Below are 14887 nucleotides of genomic sequence, written 5' to 3'. Positions count from 1 at the left end.
GTTCATCCTGAGCCAGGATCAAACTCTCCAATAAAGTTAGTTTGTCTAGCATCTAAAATAAAAATTGACGTTTCACGTTGTTTGTTTCGTTTAGTTTTCAAAGTTCAATATCGCGTTTCAGCGACTTTTATAATTTAACACTTCTCGTTAAATCTGTCAACAGCTTTTTTCTTTCGTTGCTGACGACGCTTATTAATTTACCATATTAATCATTTAATAGTCAACACTTTTTAAAAAAATGCCAAAATAATTTTATCTTGGCATGATATAAAGCTTAATAATCACTAATGCTGCCACACCCGGTAAGCCTAACAAACTCGTTATTGCTGCTGTCCCCATGTTAATCGGGATATGAAAATCAAAATATGTCCCTACAACATTTACGATAAAAAGCAATGCTATTCCTAAAGTAACATGAAAAATCACCTTACCTATAAAACGTAATGGCTTAGAGGCAACACCAAAAACAAGAAAAATAAATACTAAAGTAAGAATGCCAACAATAATAATTGTAGAATTCATTTTTTCCTCCTTATGAATGACCTATACATCTATTTGTATGGGACAAGACAATAAAAAAGAACAGTTATCATATGCAGCATCTCTTTTATATAAACTAAATAAAACGATACCTCAGCATTTAACAAATAAAATAAAAAGGCCTGCTTAGAAAGCAGAACCTTTTACCATTGTTCCATTTTTACAGGACGACGCTTTGCTTCTTTCAACAAAAAGAAATATTTCGCCTCTGCTATTTTCAAAGAACAAATGACATCTTGAGACGGTTCTACACTTTGTTCGACCATTCTCTTCTGACGTAACCACTCATTCTTCACTTTTTCCAAAAGTACAATTAACTTATCGTCATACTCTTTACGCAATTTACCCTTTTTTTGAAAGAACATTTTCGTTTCTCCTCTTATACTTCTCTGCGACCTTCTAACGCTTTGGATAATGTCACTTCATCTGCATATTCTAAATCTCCACCAACTGGCAGACCATGTGCAATACGAGTTACTTTAATGCCTGTAGGTTTTAAGAGGCGGGAGATATACATCGCTGTAGCTTCCCCTTCAATATTAGGGTTTGTTGCTAATATCACTTCTTGTACCGTTTCATCATGTAGTCGCTTTAAGAGTTGCGGGATATTAATGTCTTCCGGTCCAATTCCCTCCATAGGAGAAATCGCACCACGTAACACATGATATACACCTTGATACTCTTTCATTTTTTCCATCGCGATTACATCTTTCGGTTCTTGTACGACACAAACAACTGATTGATCTCGATGTGAATCATTACAAATATAACAAGGATCACGATCAGTAATATGTCCACATACAGAACAGTACGCTAAATCTCGCTTCGCATTTACAAGTGCTTTCGCGAAACCTAACACATCATCTTCTTTCATATCTAATACGAAAAATGCCAATCGAACCGCTGTTTTCGGTCCGATACCTGGCAACTTCATAAAACTATCGATTAGTTTTGATATTGGTTCTGGATAATGCATGTATCAATATCCTCCTAGAACATTCCACCTGGTAAGTTTAAGCCTTTTGTAAATTTACCCATTGTAGAGTTTGAAAGCTCATCAGCCTTTTTAAGTGCATCATTTGTTGCAGCTAATACTAAGTCTTGTAGCATTTCGATATCTTCTGGATCTACAACTTCTTCTTTAATCTTCACTTCAAGAATTTGCTTGTGACCATTTGCGATAACTGTAATCATTCCGCCGCCAGCTGTACCTTCAACTGTTTTTTCACCAAGCTCTTCTTGTGCTTTCGCCATGTCCTTTTGCATCTTTTGCATTTGTTTCATCATGTTATTCATATTTCCCATTCCGCCACGCATCATAATTAATTCCTCCTAATTATTATTACTCTTTTATTTCAATGAGTTCTTGCCCTACTAATTTCACTGCCTCTTCTATAAGAGGATCTTCCTTTTTCTCTGGGCTTTCTTCAGACTCTCCACCTTCACGTTGTAAAAAGTCTTCACGGATTTTACCCCATTCACTTTTTGGAATGGCAATCATATTTAACCTTTTACTTAGCAATTCAAATAAAGCTTGTTCTACTGTATCCATAGCTTCTCGATTTTCGCTCGCCATCTTACAGTGAATCTCATATTGAAATGCTAAAACGTAAGTGTCATCTGAAGCTGCCACTGGTTCGCTATTTTCTAGTAAAACAGCAAACGCTACTTTGTTATATGATTTGAGTCTTCCTAACAACTCACCCCATACAGCTTTTAATTGTTCTAAATCTTGACGCTTCGCTTGTTTTAATACTTCATTTACACGTCCGACAGGAATCTTCATACTTCCTGTTCTTACCGGCTTTGGTGTTGCACGTGTCTCTCTTACTTCCTGTTGTACACCAGCTGGCACACCATTCTTTTTAACTTGCTCTAACTCTTTCTCCAGTTGCTGCATCCTGTTCATAATTGCTTGCAAACGATCTGTACCATTTGCTTGCATCATAAACTGTTGACACAATTGCACCATAACAACTTCTAAGAAAATACGCGGATGATTTGTCCACTTCATTTCCTGTTGTCCCTTACTAAGGGTATGAATAATCTCATAGATCACTTCCGGTTGCATTTCTTCACTCAACTTACGGAATTGATCATCTACAATTACTCGTTCCAACATATGTTCTAGTTGCGGTGAAGTTTGATATAAAAGCATATCACGATAATAGTAAATGAAATCCTCCATAAAACGAACTGGATCCTTCCCTTTACTCATCATTTCATCTATGATTTGCAATGCTCTTGATACATCATTCTCACGTATGCATTCTACTAAATTGCCTAAGTATTGCTGAGAAACAGATCCTGTTACGGCCAATACATCTTCTGTCGTAACGGTCTCATCACTATAAGATATAGCCTGATCAATAAGACTAAGTGCGTCACGCATACCACCTTCAGCAGCACGCGCAACAATTTGTAATGCCTCATCTTCCACTTGCGTACCTTCATTTGTCACGACCGTTGATAATCTCTCAACAATATCATTCACTGATATTTTTCGGAATTCAAAACGCTGACAACGTGAAATAATTGTAGGCGGGATCTTATGAGGTTCTGTTGTCGCCAAAATAAAGATAACATGTCCTGGCGGCTCTTCTAAGGTTTTTAAAAGCGCATTGAATGCACCCATAGAAAGCATGTGAACTTCATCAATAATGTATACTTTATATTCTACAGCACTTGGAGCATATTTTACTTTATCTCTAATATCTCGAATTTCATCTACACCGTTATTTGAAGCCGCATCAATTTCTAATACATCTGAAATGGATCCTTGTGTAATTCCTAAACAAGAAGGACATTCATTACAAGGTTCAGCTACCGGAGCATGTTCACAGTTAATTGCTTTTGCAAATACTTTTGCAATTGTCGTTTTTCCTGTTCCCCTCGGGCCAGAAAATAAATAAGCATGTGAAACTTTCTCTTGAAGAAGGGCATTTTGCAACGTTTTTGTCACGTGCTTTTGACCGACTACATCTTCGAACTTTTGCGGTCTCCATGTTCGGTATAACGCTTGGTATGACACGAAAATACGGCCTCCCTCAAAGGTTATTATCTCATTTATTATAACCCATTCTGTTTATAGATTCCAAAAGTTATTTTCTATACAAAAAACTCACCTTTGTATTAAGGTGAGTTTTGTATACATATATAACTGCCGTGCACCCTCCGTCGATTACGTACCATAAGCGTTACTCAAGCAGTTAGCTCGGTTCAGGCACTCCTGCGGCACACGAGAAGACCCGCTTATTGCTGCTTCCTTCCGGACCTGACAAGGTTCACGGGGTCCCGTTGCGCAGGACCCAAACGTCAACACCACTTACTTAAGGCAGACCTTACAGCAACATAACCTCGAGAGGGGATTCGGCCTCGCTAGAGCGGATTGCGAGTATAGGGCACCGCTACCTCCCCGCTTAGCACGGCAAAGTTAAAACCAATATTCGGTTGCCTTCATTAAAGGCATTATCAGTATAACTTGTTTCTTTATAAAATGCAAATACGTTAGTTCCCAGTATTCTTCTCTAATTTTTTTATTGCTTTTCTTTTTTTACGAAGCTCTCTAAAAAAGCTTGTTAACAACGTACCGCATTCTTCCTCTAGTACACCAGATACTACTTCACATTGATGATTGAAGCGTTCATCCGTTAAAAGATTCATCAATGTCCCTGCACATCCGCCCTTCGGATCACTTGCACCATATACAACTCGCTTCACTCGTGATAAAACAATTCCACCTGCACACATTGGACAAGGTTCTAATGTTACATACAATGTTGCATCTTCTAAACGCCATGTCCCTAATTTTTTACACGCCTCATCTATCGCTAGCAACTCAGCATGAGCTATTGATCTCTGCTCAGTTTCCCTTAAATTATGGGCAACACTAATTACCTCACCATCTAACACTATAACTGCTCCAATTGGTACTTCCTGTATTTCCTCTGCCTTTTTAGCTTCTTCTATCGCTAATTGCATAAAATAAATATCTTGATCTTGTTCCATAACATAGTCCTTTCATTACAAATAAAGTACACTTATTTCCATTTACTACACAGGGGATAACTTTTACAAATTCAATCCACCCTAAAAGAAAAAAGAGAGGGGATTACATATGAAAAATACCGCCTTGCTCATTATCGATATGATTAATGACTTTCAATTTTCCCACGGACCCATTCTAGCTAAAAAATGTGAAATTATAACAAACCCTATTTTACAATTAAAGAAAAAAATGAAATCCTTCGGCTGTCCTATAATTTACGTTAATGACCATTATCAACTGTGGAGATCTGATATCGACCAACTTATTACTCATTGTACAAATGAATATAGCGAAAACATAATCCATAAGATTGCTCCAAGTTCTGATGATTACATTTTTATTAAACCACATTATTCCGCTTTTTATGAAACACCTTTAAATTCATTACTAGGTTATTTAAAAATAGAAAATCTAATATTAACAGGGGTTGCCGGAAATATATGTATCCTATTTACAGCTAATGATGCTCATATGAGAAATTATACATTGTATGTACCAGAGGATTGTATCGCCTCTAACAACGACCAAGATAATATACATGCTTTAAAAATAATGGAAACTACATTGAAAGCAACTATAACATCATCAACCAAAATAAAATTTAATTAATACATATATCTATTTTCTAACTTTTTATATCAAATTAACCCGCTCGCTTCCCTCTTGTGCTACAATAATTCTGTTTTGTGTTTTTAGTAGTCACGGTAAATCACTGATTGAAAGGAGGAAACAGCGTGACCGGAGTACCATTTATCACGGTTGAAGGACCAATTGGTGTTGGAAAAACTTCACTTGCGAAGAAAATTTCAACTCACATGCAACTCCACTTACTAAAAGAGATTGTTGATGAAAATCCCTTTTTAGGAAAGTTCTATGAAGACATCGACGAATGGAGTTTTCAAACAGAGATGTTCTTTCTTTGTAATAGATACAAACAATTAGAAGACATTAACATAAAGTATTTGAATCAAAGGAAACCAGTAGTAGCGGATTACCATATCTTTAAAAATTTAATTTTTGCATCCCGCACATTAAAAGACTCCCAATATGACAAATACATGCAAATTTATCGTATCCTTACACAAGATATGCCTGTGCCAAATGTCATTGTTTATTTAACAGCTAGCCTAGAAACATTGCAAAAACGAATCGCCATGCGCGGAAGAGAATTTGAAAAAAACATGGATCCAAATTACTTACTACAGCTCACAAAAGATTATGAAACAGCAATGGATGCTTTTAAAAAAGATCATCCGGAAATACCAGTATTGAAATTTAATGGAGACGATATGGATTTTGTAAAAAATCCTGATGATTTAAACGTCATCCTATCTGCCCTTCAAAATACTCTCTTAAAGGAGTCGAAATAATAATGAATTTAAGGCAAAAATATGATATACCCAATGACGCAGTAATCACTATCGCCGGAACGGTAGGTGTGGGTAAATCAACTATGACAACTGCATTAGCTAATGCTTTAGGTTATCGCACATCATTTGAAAAAGTAGATTCCAATCCATATTTGGACAAGTTCTATGCGGACTTCACTCGTTGGAGCTTCCACCTACAAGTGTACTTTTTAGCAGAACGATTTAAGGAACAAAAAAGAATTTTTGAATATGGTGGCGGTTTTGTTCAAGATCGTTCCATTTACGAAGACACTGGAATTTTCGCAAAGATGCATCATGAAAAAGGAACAATGACGGAAACTGATTATGAAACATACAAAGGTTTATTTGACGCTATGGTCATGACTCCTTACTTCCCTCATCCAGACTTATTAATTTACTTAGAAGGTTCTTTCGATGATATTGTCGATCGTATTCAAGAACGCGGGCGCCCAATGGAACAGCAAACACCAATTGAGTACTGGAAAGAAATGCATGGACGTTATGAAAACTGGATTAACAACTTTAATTCATGCCCTGTATTACGCTTAAATATTAATGAGTACGATATTTTAAAAGATGGTGATTCAATCGAACCAATCATTAAAAAAATTGGCCATTTTTTAAAACAAACACGTAAACTTGTAAAATAAAAAACCCGTGCATATGCACGGGTTTTCCTATTAAATTACTTCTTCTTTGTTGGAGCAATAATTTCACTCTCAGGTTTTCCTGCGTTAATGCGCTGACGAACAGTACTTGTACTAATATCGTATGCTTCAGCAATCTCTTTAACAGTCATTTCTTTCCCGTTAATTACTGCCGTTAATACTTTACCTGTACGTTTTGGAGCCGCCGCTTTCTTTACAGCTGCTTTTTTAACTTGTTTTGGCGCCTCTACTTTACTCGTAGCTTGTTTTACATCACAAGTACAACCACAAAGTTTACGGAATGTATCATCACTAATAATGCGTGATACGTTTGCACCACTGTTTAAAATTCTATTGTTCTTACAGACAGGACATTGTACATAATATAAAGTTTTTCCATCTAAAGGAAACGTTTGTATAATAAGATCCATGTTGACTCCTTTCATATCTATGAAGATAATCATCGGAATATGAGTGTGTAATAAGGACAAAATTACCTTACACCATACTTTATGATTGGTTTTAAAATAAAAACTCGTTACGTGTTGGTAACGAGTTCTCCAATCTCCACTTATATGCGCTGTTGTCAATTATATCTGGAGGAGGTAGAGGGATTCGAACCCCCGCGCGACTCTCGCCGCCTGTCGGTTTTCAAGACCGATCCCTTCAGCCAGACTTGGGTATACCTCCATATTGACATCAAATATAATATCAAAAGAAAAACAGTTAGTCAACCCTACTAAAATAAATTATGAGGAAAGGAAAATTTTACTTTTCCCTTCCTACATTACAGTACTGACAACGCTCATAATTACCAATCACTCATACCGATGAATGTTTAAATTTACTTAATAACTGTTTTTCCTCCCATATAAGGGCGAAGAACTTCTGGAATTATAATTGTACCATCTTCTTGTTGGTAGTTCTCTAAAATAGCTGCAACCGTACGTCCGATTGCAAGACCAGATCCATTTAATGTATGAACATGTTCTGGTTTTCCATTTGGCTCACGGCGGAAACGGATATTTGCACGTCTCGCTTGGAAAGCTTCAAAATTACTACAAGAAGAAATTTCACGATATGTGCCATAGCTTGGAATCCATACTTCAATATCGTATTTCTTCGCTGCTGTAAATCCTAAATCGCCTGTGCACATGCTCATAACGCGATATGGCAACTCTAATAATTGTAACACGCGTTCTGCATCATTTGTTAATTTTTCTAATTCTTCATAAGAATCTTCTGGTTTTACGAACTTCACAAGCTCTACTTTATTGAACTGATGCTGGCGAATTAAACCACGTGTATCACGACCAGCTGAACCTGCTTCAGAACGGAAGCAAGAGCTAAATGCAGCATATCTTATAGGCAATTGCTCTTTATTTAAAATCTCATCACGATGCATATTCGTTACAGGTACTTCAGCTGTTGGAATTAAGAAGTAATCTTCACTTTCAATACGGAATGCATCTTCTTCAAACTTTGGAAGTTGTCCTGTTCCCGTCATACTTGCACGGTTTACCATATATGGAGGTAATACTTCTTCATATCCATGCTCATCAGTATGAAGATCAAGCATAAAGCTAATTAAAGCACGCTCTAATCTTGCACCAGCACCTTTGTAAAATACGAAGCGGCTTCCTGTTACTTTCCCAGCGCGTTCAAAATCTAAAATTCCTAAATCAGTAGCAAGATCCCAATGTGGTTTTGGCTCAAAAGTAAATTCTTTCACTTCTCCCCAAGTACGTGCTACTACATTATCATCCTCTGTTTCACCAACTGGAGCAGATTCATGAGGGATATTTGGAATAGATAACATTAATCTTTCTAAGTCTTCTTCAACTGTACGAAGTTCGTTATCAAGATCCTTTACTTTTTCTCCAACCTCACGCATTTCTAAAATTAGAGCCTCTGCATCTTTCTTTTCGCGCTTTAATACAGAAATTTGTTGAGATACTTCGTTACGTTTACTTTTTAATTCTTCTGTCTGAACAAGTAGTTCTCTTCTTCTCGTATCAAGTTCTTCAAAACGGCCGAAATCAGTTAAATCTTCGCCTCTATGCTGTAATTTCGCTTTTACTTCTTCAAAGTTTGTACGTAAAAATTTAATATCAAGCATTATATACTCCTCCTTTTATTTTATAAAACACAAAAAACTCCCGTCCCTATATAAAGGGACGGGAGTTAACCCGCGTTGCCACCCTAGTTGAAAGCATTACCGCTTTCCTCTCAAGTAGAAATAACGGCTCTTCACCGGGAATGCTTACTAATCCAAAAGATATTCCACATTCCATTCCAGGATGGATTCACAAACTGTTTCTATCGATTTCCACCAACCATCGACTCTCTATAAGAAACGACATTTGTTACTATTTCCTATCAACACGCTTATTTTATAAAATTGTTACCATCAATTTACTATAATCTTATACAAGTTGCAAGTTACTTATACAACTTTTTTCATTTTCGCTTCTTTTACCATTTCAACAAAGTATGCTGTCACACGATGATCATCTGTTAATTCCGGATGGAATGAAGCAGCTAAAAACTGATCTTGTCTTACCGCTACCATTCGGTCACCATGCTTAGAAAGCACTTCAACATTATCAGCTACTTCTACAACATACGGCGCACGGATAAATACACCAATGAAGTCTTCACCCACGCCTTCAATTGAAAGCGCAGCTTCAAAACTATCCTTTTGGCGTCCGAACGCATTGCGCTCAACTGTAATATCCATAGCACCAATATGTGCTTCTTCATAGCCAATAAGTGTTTTCGCAAGAAGAATCATCCCTGCACATGTACCAAACATTGGTTTACCAGACTTTGCAAATGTACGAAGTGGTTCCATGAAAGCATACTTATCAATAAGACGGCGCATTGTTGTACTTTCACCGCCTGGTAAAATAAGACCATCAATCTCTTCAAGTTGCTCTATACGCTTTACAACAACAGCTTCTGCACCACTTGCTTCAACTGATTTTACATGCTCACGAACTGCACCTTGAAGACCTAGTACACCGATTTTCACCATTTTAAAGTTCTCCTTTAATTACCATCCACGCTCTTGCATGCGTTGTTCTGGTAATAACGTTGAAATTTCGACACCCTTCATTGCATTACCTAATCCTTTAGAAAGGCTTGCAATTAGTTCGTAATCTTCATAATGAGTCGTTGCTTCAACGATTGCACGTGCAAATTTCTCTGGGTTTTCTGATTTGAAGATACCAGATCCAACAAATACCCCATCAGCACCAAGTTGCATCATTAATGCTGCATCTGCTGGTGTTGCTACACCACCTGCCGCAAAGTTTACAACTGGTAAGCGACCAAGACGTTTAATTTCAAGTAATACTTCGTAAGGAGCGCCAGTATTTTTTGCATATGTCATTAACTCATCTTCACGTAGACTCGCAACTTGACGGATTTCTGCATTGACTTGGCGCATATGACGCACTGCCTCTACAATGTTTCCTGTTCCTGGTTCACCTTTTGTACGAAGCATAGATGCACCTTCTGCAATACGACGTGCAGCTTCTCCGATATCACGGCAACCACATACAAATGGAACTGTGTAATCACGTTTATTTAAATGGTATACTTCATCAGCAGGAGTTAATACTTCACTCTCATCGATATAGTCTACCCCTAATGATTCTAATACACGTGCTTCTACAAGGTGACCGATACGGCATTTTGCCATAACCGGAATTGACACCGCACCCATAACTTCTTCAACAATTGTTGGGTCTGCCATACGAGAAACGCCACCTGCTGCACGAATATCTGCTGGTACACGCTCTAATGCCATAACGGCAACTGCGCCTGCCTCTTCTGCAATTTTTGCTTGTTCAGCGTTAACTACGTCCATAATAACGCCGCCTTTTTGCATTTCTGCCATTCCACGTTTTACACGTTCTGTCCCTGTTACATTTGTCATGTACAAAAACCCCCCTAGGTGAATTGCTTTCCCCCGTTAAAGGCGAAAATTAAGAATACTCTTACATTCTACCACTAACTATCAGATGCTTGTCTACTACTTTTTCATAAAGTCGGTATGAAAAATAGGAATAAAAAAAAGCTCCTATCATGAGGAGCTTTTAAAACCAACCTTTTACTGTATCAACAGCACTATTCCACATGCCACTAAAGAATGAACCAATTCCGCGCATAGCACGAGTAAACCAGTTTGCTTCTTCTACTTCAGATGTTGTTACAAGATCCACTTGCAGTGACTTACCAGTTAAAAATCCAGGGTCGTTTGTATCTTTTGGCGTAATTACCATTTGACCAAGCGCAGCTCCCTTTTTAATAGGTGCTTCTTGTCCCTTGCTTGATTCTTTTAATTCCGTTTTATAAACATCTTTACTTCCTTTTGGCACTGGAAGTGAAATAGCCTGTTTCGTTTGAACTGCTACATCTTTATCTTTCGCATTTTCTACTCGTACTGTTTCTTGTCCTTTTACTGAAGAACCTTTTTTATACATTTGTTTTACTTCAAAGTTAGCAAATCCATAATCATATAGCTTCTTTGTTTCATCAAAACGTGCTGTATGAGAACTTGTTTTAATAACTACAGAAATAAAACGCATTCCGTTTCTTTCAACCGTACCAGTGAAGCAATCTCCTGCCTCTGGAGTTGAGCCTGTTTTTAGGCCGTCTACGCCATCATATTCTTTAACTAAGCCCTTTAACATCCAGTTCCAGTTCGACATTGCAAACTTCTCTTTTTCTGGACGGAATTCTTTTTTAGGGATTTTTGCTGTATCTAACACTTTTGGATAATCTTTAATTAAATGTTGTGCTAAAGTTGCAACATCCTTTGCAGACATTTTATTTTCTTCATCCGCTGTTGTTCCTTCAGGATGCATTCCCTTTAAATCTTTATTCGTTAAACCTGTAGAATTGACAAATTTATAATTTTTCAACCCTAGTTCTTTCGATTTATCATTCATCATTTTTACGAAGTCTACTTCTTTACCTGCAATTGCTTCTGCTAATGCAATTGTTGCACCATTTGCAGAAAAGATTGCCATTGCCTCGTATAACTCTTTTACTGTATAAGAGCCACCATTTTCTAATGCAACATTTGATAATGAAGCATCTTGTGAAACCTTATATGCATATTCAGAAACCTTAATTTTCTGGTCCCACTTAAGTTTTCCTTTATCCACTGCTTCGTGAACTAAATATTCACTCATCATCTTTGTCATACTAGCAATGGATAATAATTCATCTGCATTCTTTTGATATAAAATTTTCCCAGAATTCGCTTCTACTAAAATTGCCGCACCTGCTTCAATGTTTAAAGCGGCTCCTGTTTCAGCTGATGCATTGCTATATGGCATAAAAATGCTACAAGCTAGTGTAAGCACTGTTACCAAAGCAATGAATCTTTTGCAAAACATACCTTTCACTTTTGCTACCCCCAATATCTATGTACTCACATAACCGTTATTCTAACATAATCAAAAAAAAATAGACAGAGATATCAAATCTCTGTCTATTTGTATATAAGACATTATAATGAGTAGTTTGGAGCCTCTTTTGTAATTTGTACGTGATGAGGATGACTTTCACGTAAGCCAGCACCTGACATACGAATGAATTGTGCATTTTCGCGTAAGAATTCTAAATCCTGTGCTCCGCAATATCCCATACCTGCACGTAAGCCACCAACTAATTGGTGAACTGTATCTGCTAAAGGCCCTTTATATGGTACTCGTCCTTCAATACCTTCTGGGACAAGTTTTTTATTGCCTTCTTGGAAGTAACGATCTTTACTTCCTTTTTCCATCGCACCGACAGAACCCATACCACGATACACTTTAAATTGACGACCTTGGTAAATTTCAGTTTCTCCAGGGCTTTCTGCAACACCTGCAAACATGCTACCTAGCATAACAACATGTGCTCCTGCCGCTAAAGCTTTCACCATATCACCAGAGTACTTAATACCGCCATCAGCAATAACTGGAATGCCGTGTTTACGAGCTTCTGTTGCACAATCATAAACCGCAGTTAATTGTGGTACACCAACACCGGCTACAACGCGTGTTGTACAAATAGAACCTGGTCCAATACCAACTTTAACTACGTTTGCACCAGCTTCAATTAGTGCTTTCGTTGCTTCAGCAGTAGCAACATTTCCAGCGATAATATTTAGTGATGGATATTTAGCACGAACTTCTTTTACCTTATCAATAACACCTTTAGAATGCCCATGTGCTGTATCAAGTACAATTGCATCTACACTAGCTTTTACTAATGCATCGATGCGAAGCATAGCATCCGCTGTTACACCAACTGCTGCTCCAACTAATAAGCGTCCTTGCTTATCTTTAGCAGAGTTTGGGAATTCAATTACTTTTTCAATATCTTTTATTGTAATAAGCCCTTGTAATACACCGTTATTATCAACAAGAGGGAGTTTTTCAATTTTATACTTTTGTAGGATCTTTTCAGCTTCTTCCAGTGTAGTACCAACTGGAGCTGTAATTAATTGTTCTTTTGTCATTACGTCAGAAATTTTGATTGAGTAGTCTTGGATGAAGCGCATATCACGGTTTGTAATAATACCAACTAATTTTCGCTCATCTAAATTATTTACAACCGGTACACCTGAGATACGATATTTTCCCATAAGATGTTCTGCATCATATACTTGATGTTCTGGAGTTAAGAAGAAAGGATCTGAAATAACGCCGCTTTCAGAGCGCTTTACTTTATCAACTTGCTCTGCTTGTTGCTCAATAGACATATTCTTATGAATAATTCCTAAACCACCCTGGCGAGCCATTGCAATAGCCATGTCAGCTTCTGTTACTGTATCCATTCCTGCACTAATTAACGGGATGTTTAGCTGTAAGCTTTCAGATAAAACTGTTTTAACACTTACTTCTCTTGGTAATATATCTGACCTAGCTGGTACAAGTAATACATCATCAAAAGTCAAACCTTCTTTAACAAATTTAGATTCCCACATAATTGTTCCCCCTATGATACCAGAAATTATTATTAGTAGCTTATCAATTGGTTAAAATACTGTCAAGGACGTATATATATGTTAGAATTTTTAGACAATAAAAGGAGCGTAATATATGCATCAAACATCTTGTACTTGGCAGCAGTTAAGTTTCTTTTTTTCATCTCAAAACGTACAACGTTATCTTGCCCGTTGTTACGAAAAATCCTCTATTCAGGATGCCGAAAAAAAAAGTTTTGAAAATTGTTATCCCTTTATTTATTACTTAGAACACGGGAAAAATTATTATGAATTATATAAGACAGCTCCATTTTCCATTCAACCAATGTTGTTATTTTATGGAATTAGTCAACTTTTTAAAGCATGCCTACTAACTATTGACCCTAACTATCCTGAATCCACTACTGTTTTAGCTCATGGCGTTACAACTCGCAAACGAAAAAAACAAGGGTATCAATTTTTAGAAGATGAGGTGAAGGTACAAAAAAACGGATTATTTACTCATGTTGCAGAACAACTGTTTCACATGAAACACTTAGAAGCAGAAAAATTTAACATGTTAGAACTAATGGGAAATATTCCAGAATTACAAAATTTATTTCGTTATAGTCAAAAAGGATCAACTTTATATAAAATCGATTCAACAATTAAAAATGAGCTCTCCTTTTCAGTCAACCTACTAGATCGATTACATATGACTAAAGAGAGATTTTCTCGTTACATTGAAACATCTTGTAAGCATTTATCAATACAGCACGTACCTGAGAAGACTAATGAATCGAATTTACTTTTTACGGCGCCCATTCAATCATGGAATCCTATGTACAGTACTCCTTTATACTATGAACATCTTACTAATACTTATTATTTGCCACTTACGACTGATCCTAGAAATCCTAAGCCAATATTACCTGAACTCCTCATTCATTATTTATTACTCTATAATTTAAGCATGATTTCTAGGTATGAAACAGATTGGTGGTATGACTTACTTGGCAGTTATAGTTCTGAAGATTATCCATTTATTTATCAATTTCTAAGTATTTCTGCTCAAAAAATCCCTTACTATATTTCAAATTTTTTATTAATGGAACCAAATCTATTTCATGGGAAATAAAAAAACACAAGTCAAATGACTTGTGTTTTTACTTGCTTGGCGACGTCCTACTCTCACAGGGACAAGGTCCCAACTACCATCGGCGCTAGAGAGCTTAACTTCCGTGTTCGGTATGGGAACGGGTGTGACCTCTCTGCCATCATCACCAAACTATGA

The 14887-nt window shown here is 36.9% G+C and carries 16 protein-coding genes, 1 tRNA gene, 1 rRNA gene, 1 other RNA gene and 1 other annotated feature; of the genes, 4 read left to right on the top strand and 15 right to left on the bottom strand.

All coding sequences use genetic code 11. The annotated features are described in order from the left end of the window. Nucleotides 1–252 precede the first annotated feature (252 nt). From AC22L0_RS28940 to tadA, 7 genes are all read right to left on the bottom strand, one after another. On the bottom strand, nt 253–522 hold the full coding sequence (locus tag AC22L0_RS28940; protein WP_001089273.1) for a pro-sigmaK processing inhibitor BofA family protein: 270 nt from the start codon (nt 520–522) through the stop codon (nt 253–255). Nucleotides 523–683: 161 nt separating this feature from the next. Further along, nucleotides 684–905 carry a YaaL family protein gene (locus tag AC22L0_RS28935; RefSeq protein WP_000466019.1) on the bottom strand — a complete coding sequence of 74 codons (222 nt, stop codon included), beginning with the start codon at nt 903–905 and terminating at the stop codon, nt 684–686. 14 nt (nt 906–919) lie between these two features. Then, the gene (gene recR, locus AC22L0_RS28930; protein WP_000559169.1) at nt 920–1516 is read right to left on the bottom strand and encodes a recombination protein RecR; all 597 of its coding nucleotides are present in this window, start codon (nt 1514–1516) and stop codon (nt 920–922) included. 14 nt (nt 1517–1530) lie between these two features. Then, nucleotides 1531–1857, bottom strand: coding sequence for a YbaB/EbfC family nucleoid-associated protein (locus AC22L0_RS28925; RefSeq protein ID WP_014894853.1), 327 nt, complete (start codon nt 1855–1857; stop codon nt 1531–1533). Between the two features lie 25 nt (nt 1858–1882). Continuing rightward, nucleotides 1883–3571, bottom strand: coding sequence for a DNA polymerase III subunit gamma/tau (gene dnaX / locus AC22L0_RS28920; protein ID WP_000121575.1), 1689 nt, complete (start codon nt 3569–3571; stop codon nt 1883–1885). 132 nt (nt 3572–3703) lie between these two features. Further along, an RNA gene (gene ffs, locus AC22L0_RS28915) (signal recognition particle sRNA large type) lies at nt 3704–3968 on the bottom strand. Nucleotides 3969–4047: 79 nt separating this feature from the next. Continuing rightward, entirely contained in the window at nt 4048–4548 is a 501-nt protein-coding gene (gene tadA / locus AC22L0_RS28910) for a tRNA adenosine(34) deaminase TadA (RefSeq protein WP_000434332.1), read from the bottom strand. A 109-nt stretch (nt 4549–4657) separates the two neighbouring features. On the opposite strand from tadA, the gene AC22L0_RS28905 reads away from it, so the two are divergent. The 3 genes from AC22L0_RS28905 (at nt 4658) to AC22L0_RS28895 (ending at nt 6629) form a co-directional block, all read left to right on the top strand. After that, nucleotides 4658–5197 (top strand): cysteine hydrolase family protein, encoded by a 540-nt coding sequence (locus AC22L0_RS28905; protein WP_000798712.1) that lies wholly within the window; start codon nt 4658–4660, stop codon nt 5195–5197. Nucleotides 5198–5322: 125 nt separating this feature from the next. After that, entirely contained in the window at nt 5323–5958 is a 636-nt protein-coding gene (locus AC22L0_RS28900) for a deoxynucleoside kinase (RefSeq protein WP_087965313.1), read from the top strand. A gap of 2 nt (nt 5959–5960) precedes the next feature. Then, on the top strand, nt 5961–6629 hold the full coding sequence (locus AC22L0_RS28895; protein ID WP_001053585.1) for a deoxynucleoside kinase: 669 nt from the start codon (nt 5961–5963) through the stop codon (nt 6627–6629). A gap of 35 nt (nt 6630–6664) precedes the next feature. On the opposite strand, the gene AC22L0_RS28890 is transcribed toward AC22L0_RS28895, so the two are convergent. The 7 genes from AC22L0_RS28890 to guaB all read right to left on the bottom strand — a co-directional run bounded on the left by AC22L0_RS28890 (nt 6665) and on the right by guaB (nt 13614). Then, nucleotides 6665–7057, bottom strand: a complete 393-nt coding sequence (locus AC22L0_RS28890; protein WP_000364196.1) for a sigma factor-like helix-turn-helix DNA-binding protein — start codon at nt 7055–7057, stop codon at nt 6665–6667. A 166-nt stretch (nt 7058–7223) separates the two neighbouring features. Beyond that, nucleotides 7224–7316 (bottom strand) — tRNA-Ser (locus tag AC22L0_RS28885). A 154-nt stretch (nt 7317–7470) separates the two neighbouring features. Then, a complete protein-coding gene (serS, locus tag AC22L0_RS28880; protein ID WP_000884186.1) occupies nt 7471–8745 on the bottom strand; it encodes a serine--tRNA ligase in 1275 nt (424 codons plus the stop codon). A gap of 51 nt (nt 8746–8796) precedes the next feature. After that, nucleotides 8797–9018, bottom strand: a binding site (T-box leader). A gap of 54 nt (nt 9019–9072) precedes the next feature. Beyond that, a complete protein-coding gene (pdxT, locus tag AC22L0_RS28875) occupies nt 9073–9663 on the bottom strand; it encodes a pyridoxal 5'-phosphate synthase glutaminase subunit PdxT (RefSeq protein ID WP_000238783.1) in 591 nt (196 codons plus the stop codon). Nucleotides 9664–9681: 18 nt separating this feature from the next. Next, the gene (gene pdxS, locus AC22L0_RS28870; RefSeq protein ID WP_000186165.1) at nt 9682–10569 is read right to left on the bottom strand and encodes a pyridoxal 5'-phosphate synthase lyase subunit PdxS; all 888 of its coding nucleotides are present in this window, start codon (nt 10567–10569) and stop codon (nt 9682–9684) included. Nucleotides 10570–10729: 160 nt separating this feature from the next. Continuing rightward, a complete protein-coding gene (dacA, locus tag AC22L0_RS28865; RefSeq protein WP_125653127.1) occupies nt 10730–12037 on the bottom strand; it encodes a D-alanyl-D-alanine carboxypeptidase DacA in 1308 nt (435 codons plus the stop codon). Between the two features lie 113 nt (nt 12038–12150). Beyond that, complete coding sequence (gene guaB / locus AC22L0_RS28860) at nt 12151–13614, bottom strand: IMP dehydrogenase (RefSeq protein WP_000264088.1); 1464 nt, start codon at nt 13612–13614, stop codon at nt 12151–12153. A 115-nt stretch (nt 13615–13729) separates the two neighbouring features. On the opposite strand from guaB, the gene AC22L0_RS28855 reads away from it, so the two are divergent. Beyond that, nucleotides 13730–14731, top strand: coding sequence for a YaaC family protein (locus tag AC22L0_RS28855; RefSeq protein ID WP_000554288.1), 1002 nt, complete (start codon nt 13730–13732; stop codon nt 14729–14731). Between the two features lie 34 nt (nt 14732–14765). Here AC22L0_RS28855 and rrf read toward each other — a convergent pair. Then, a 5S ribosomal RNA gene (gene rrf, locus AC22L0_RS28850) occupies nt 14766–14881 on the bottom strand. Between the last annotated feature and the right edge of the window lie 6 nt (nt 14882–14887).

The organism is Bacillus sp. LQ01, from assembly GCF_057624735.1.
The sequence above is the reverse complement of the archived record's forward strand: the minus strand, read 5'-3'. Positions and strand labels throughout refer to the sequence as shown.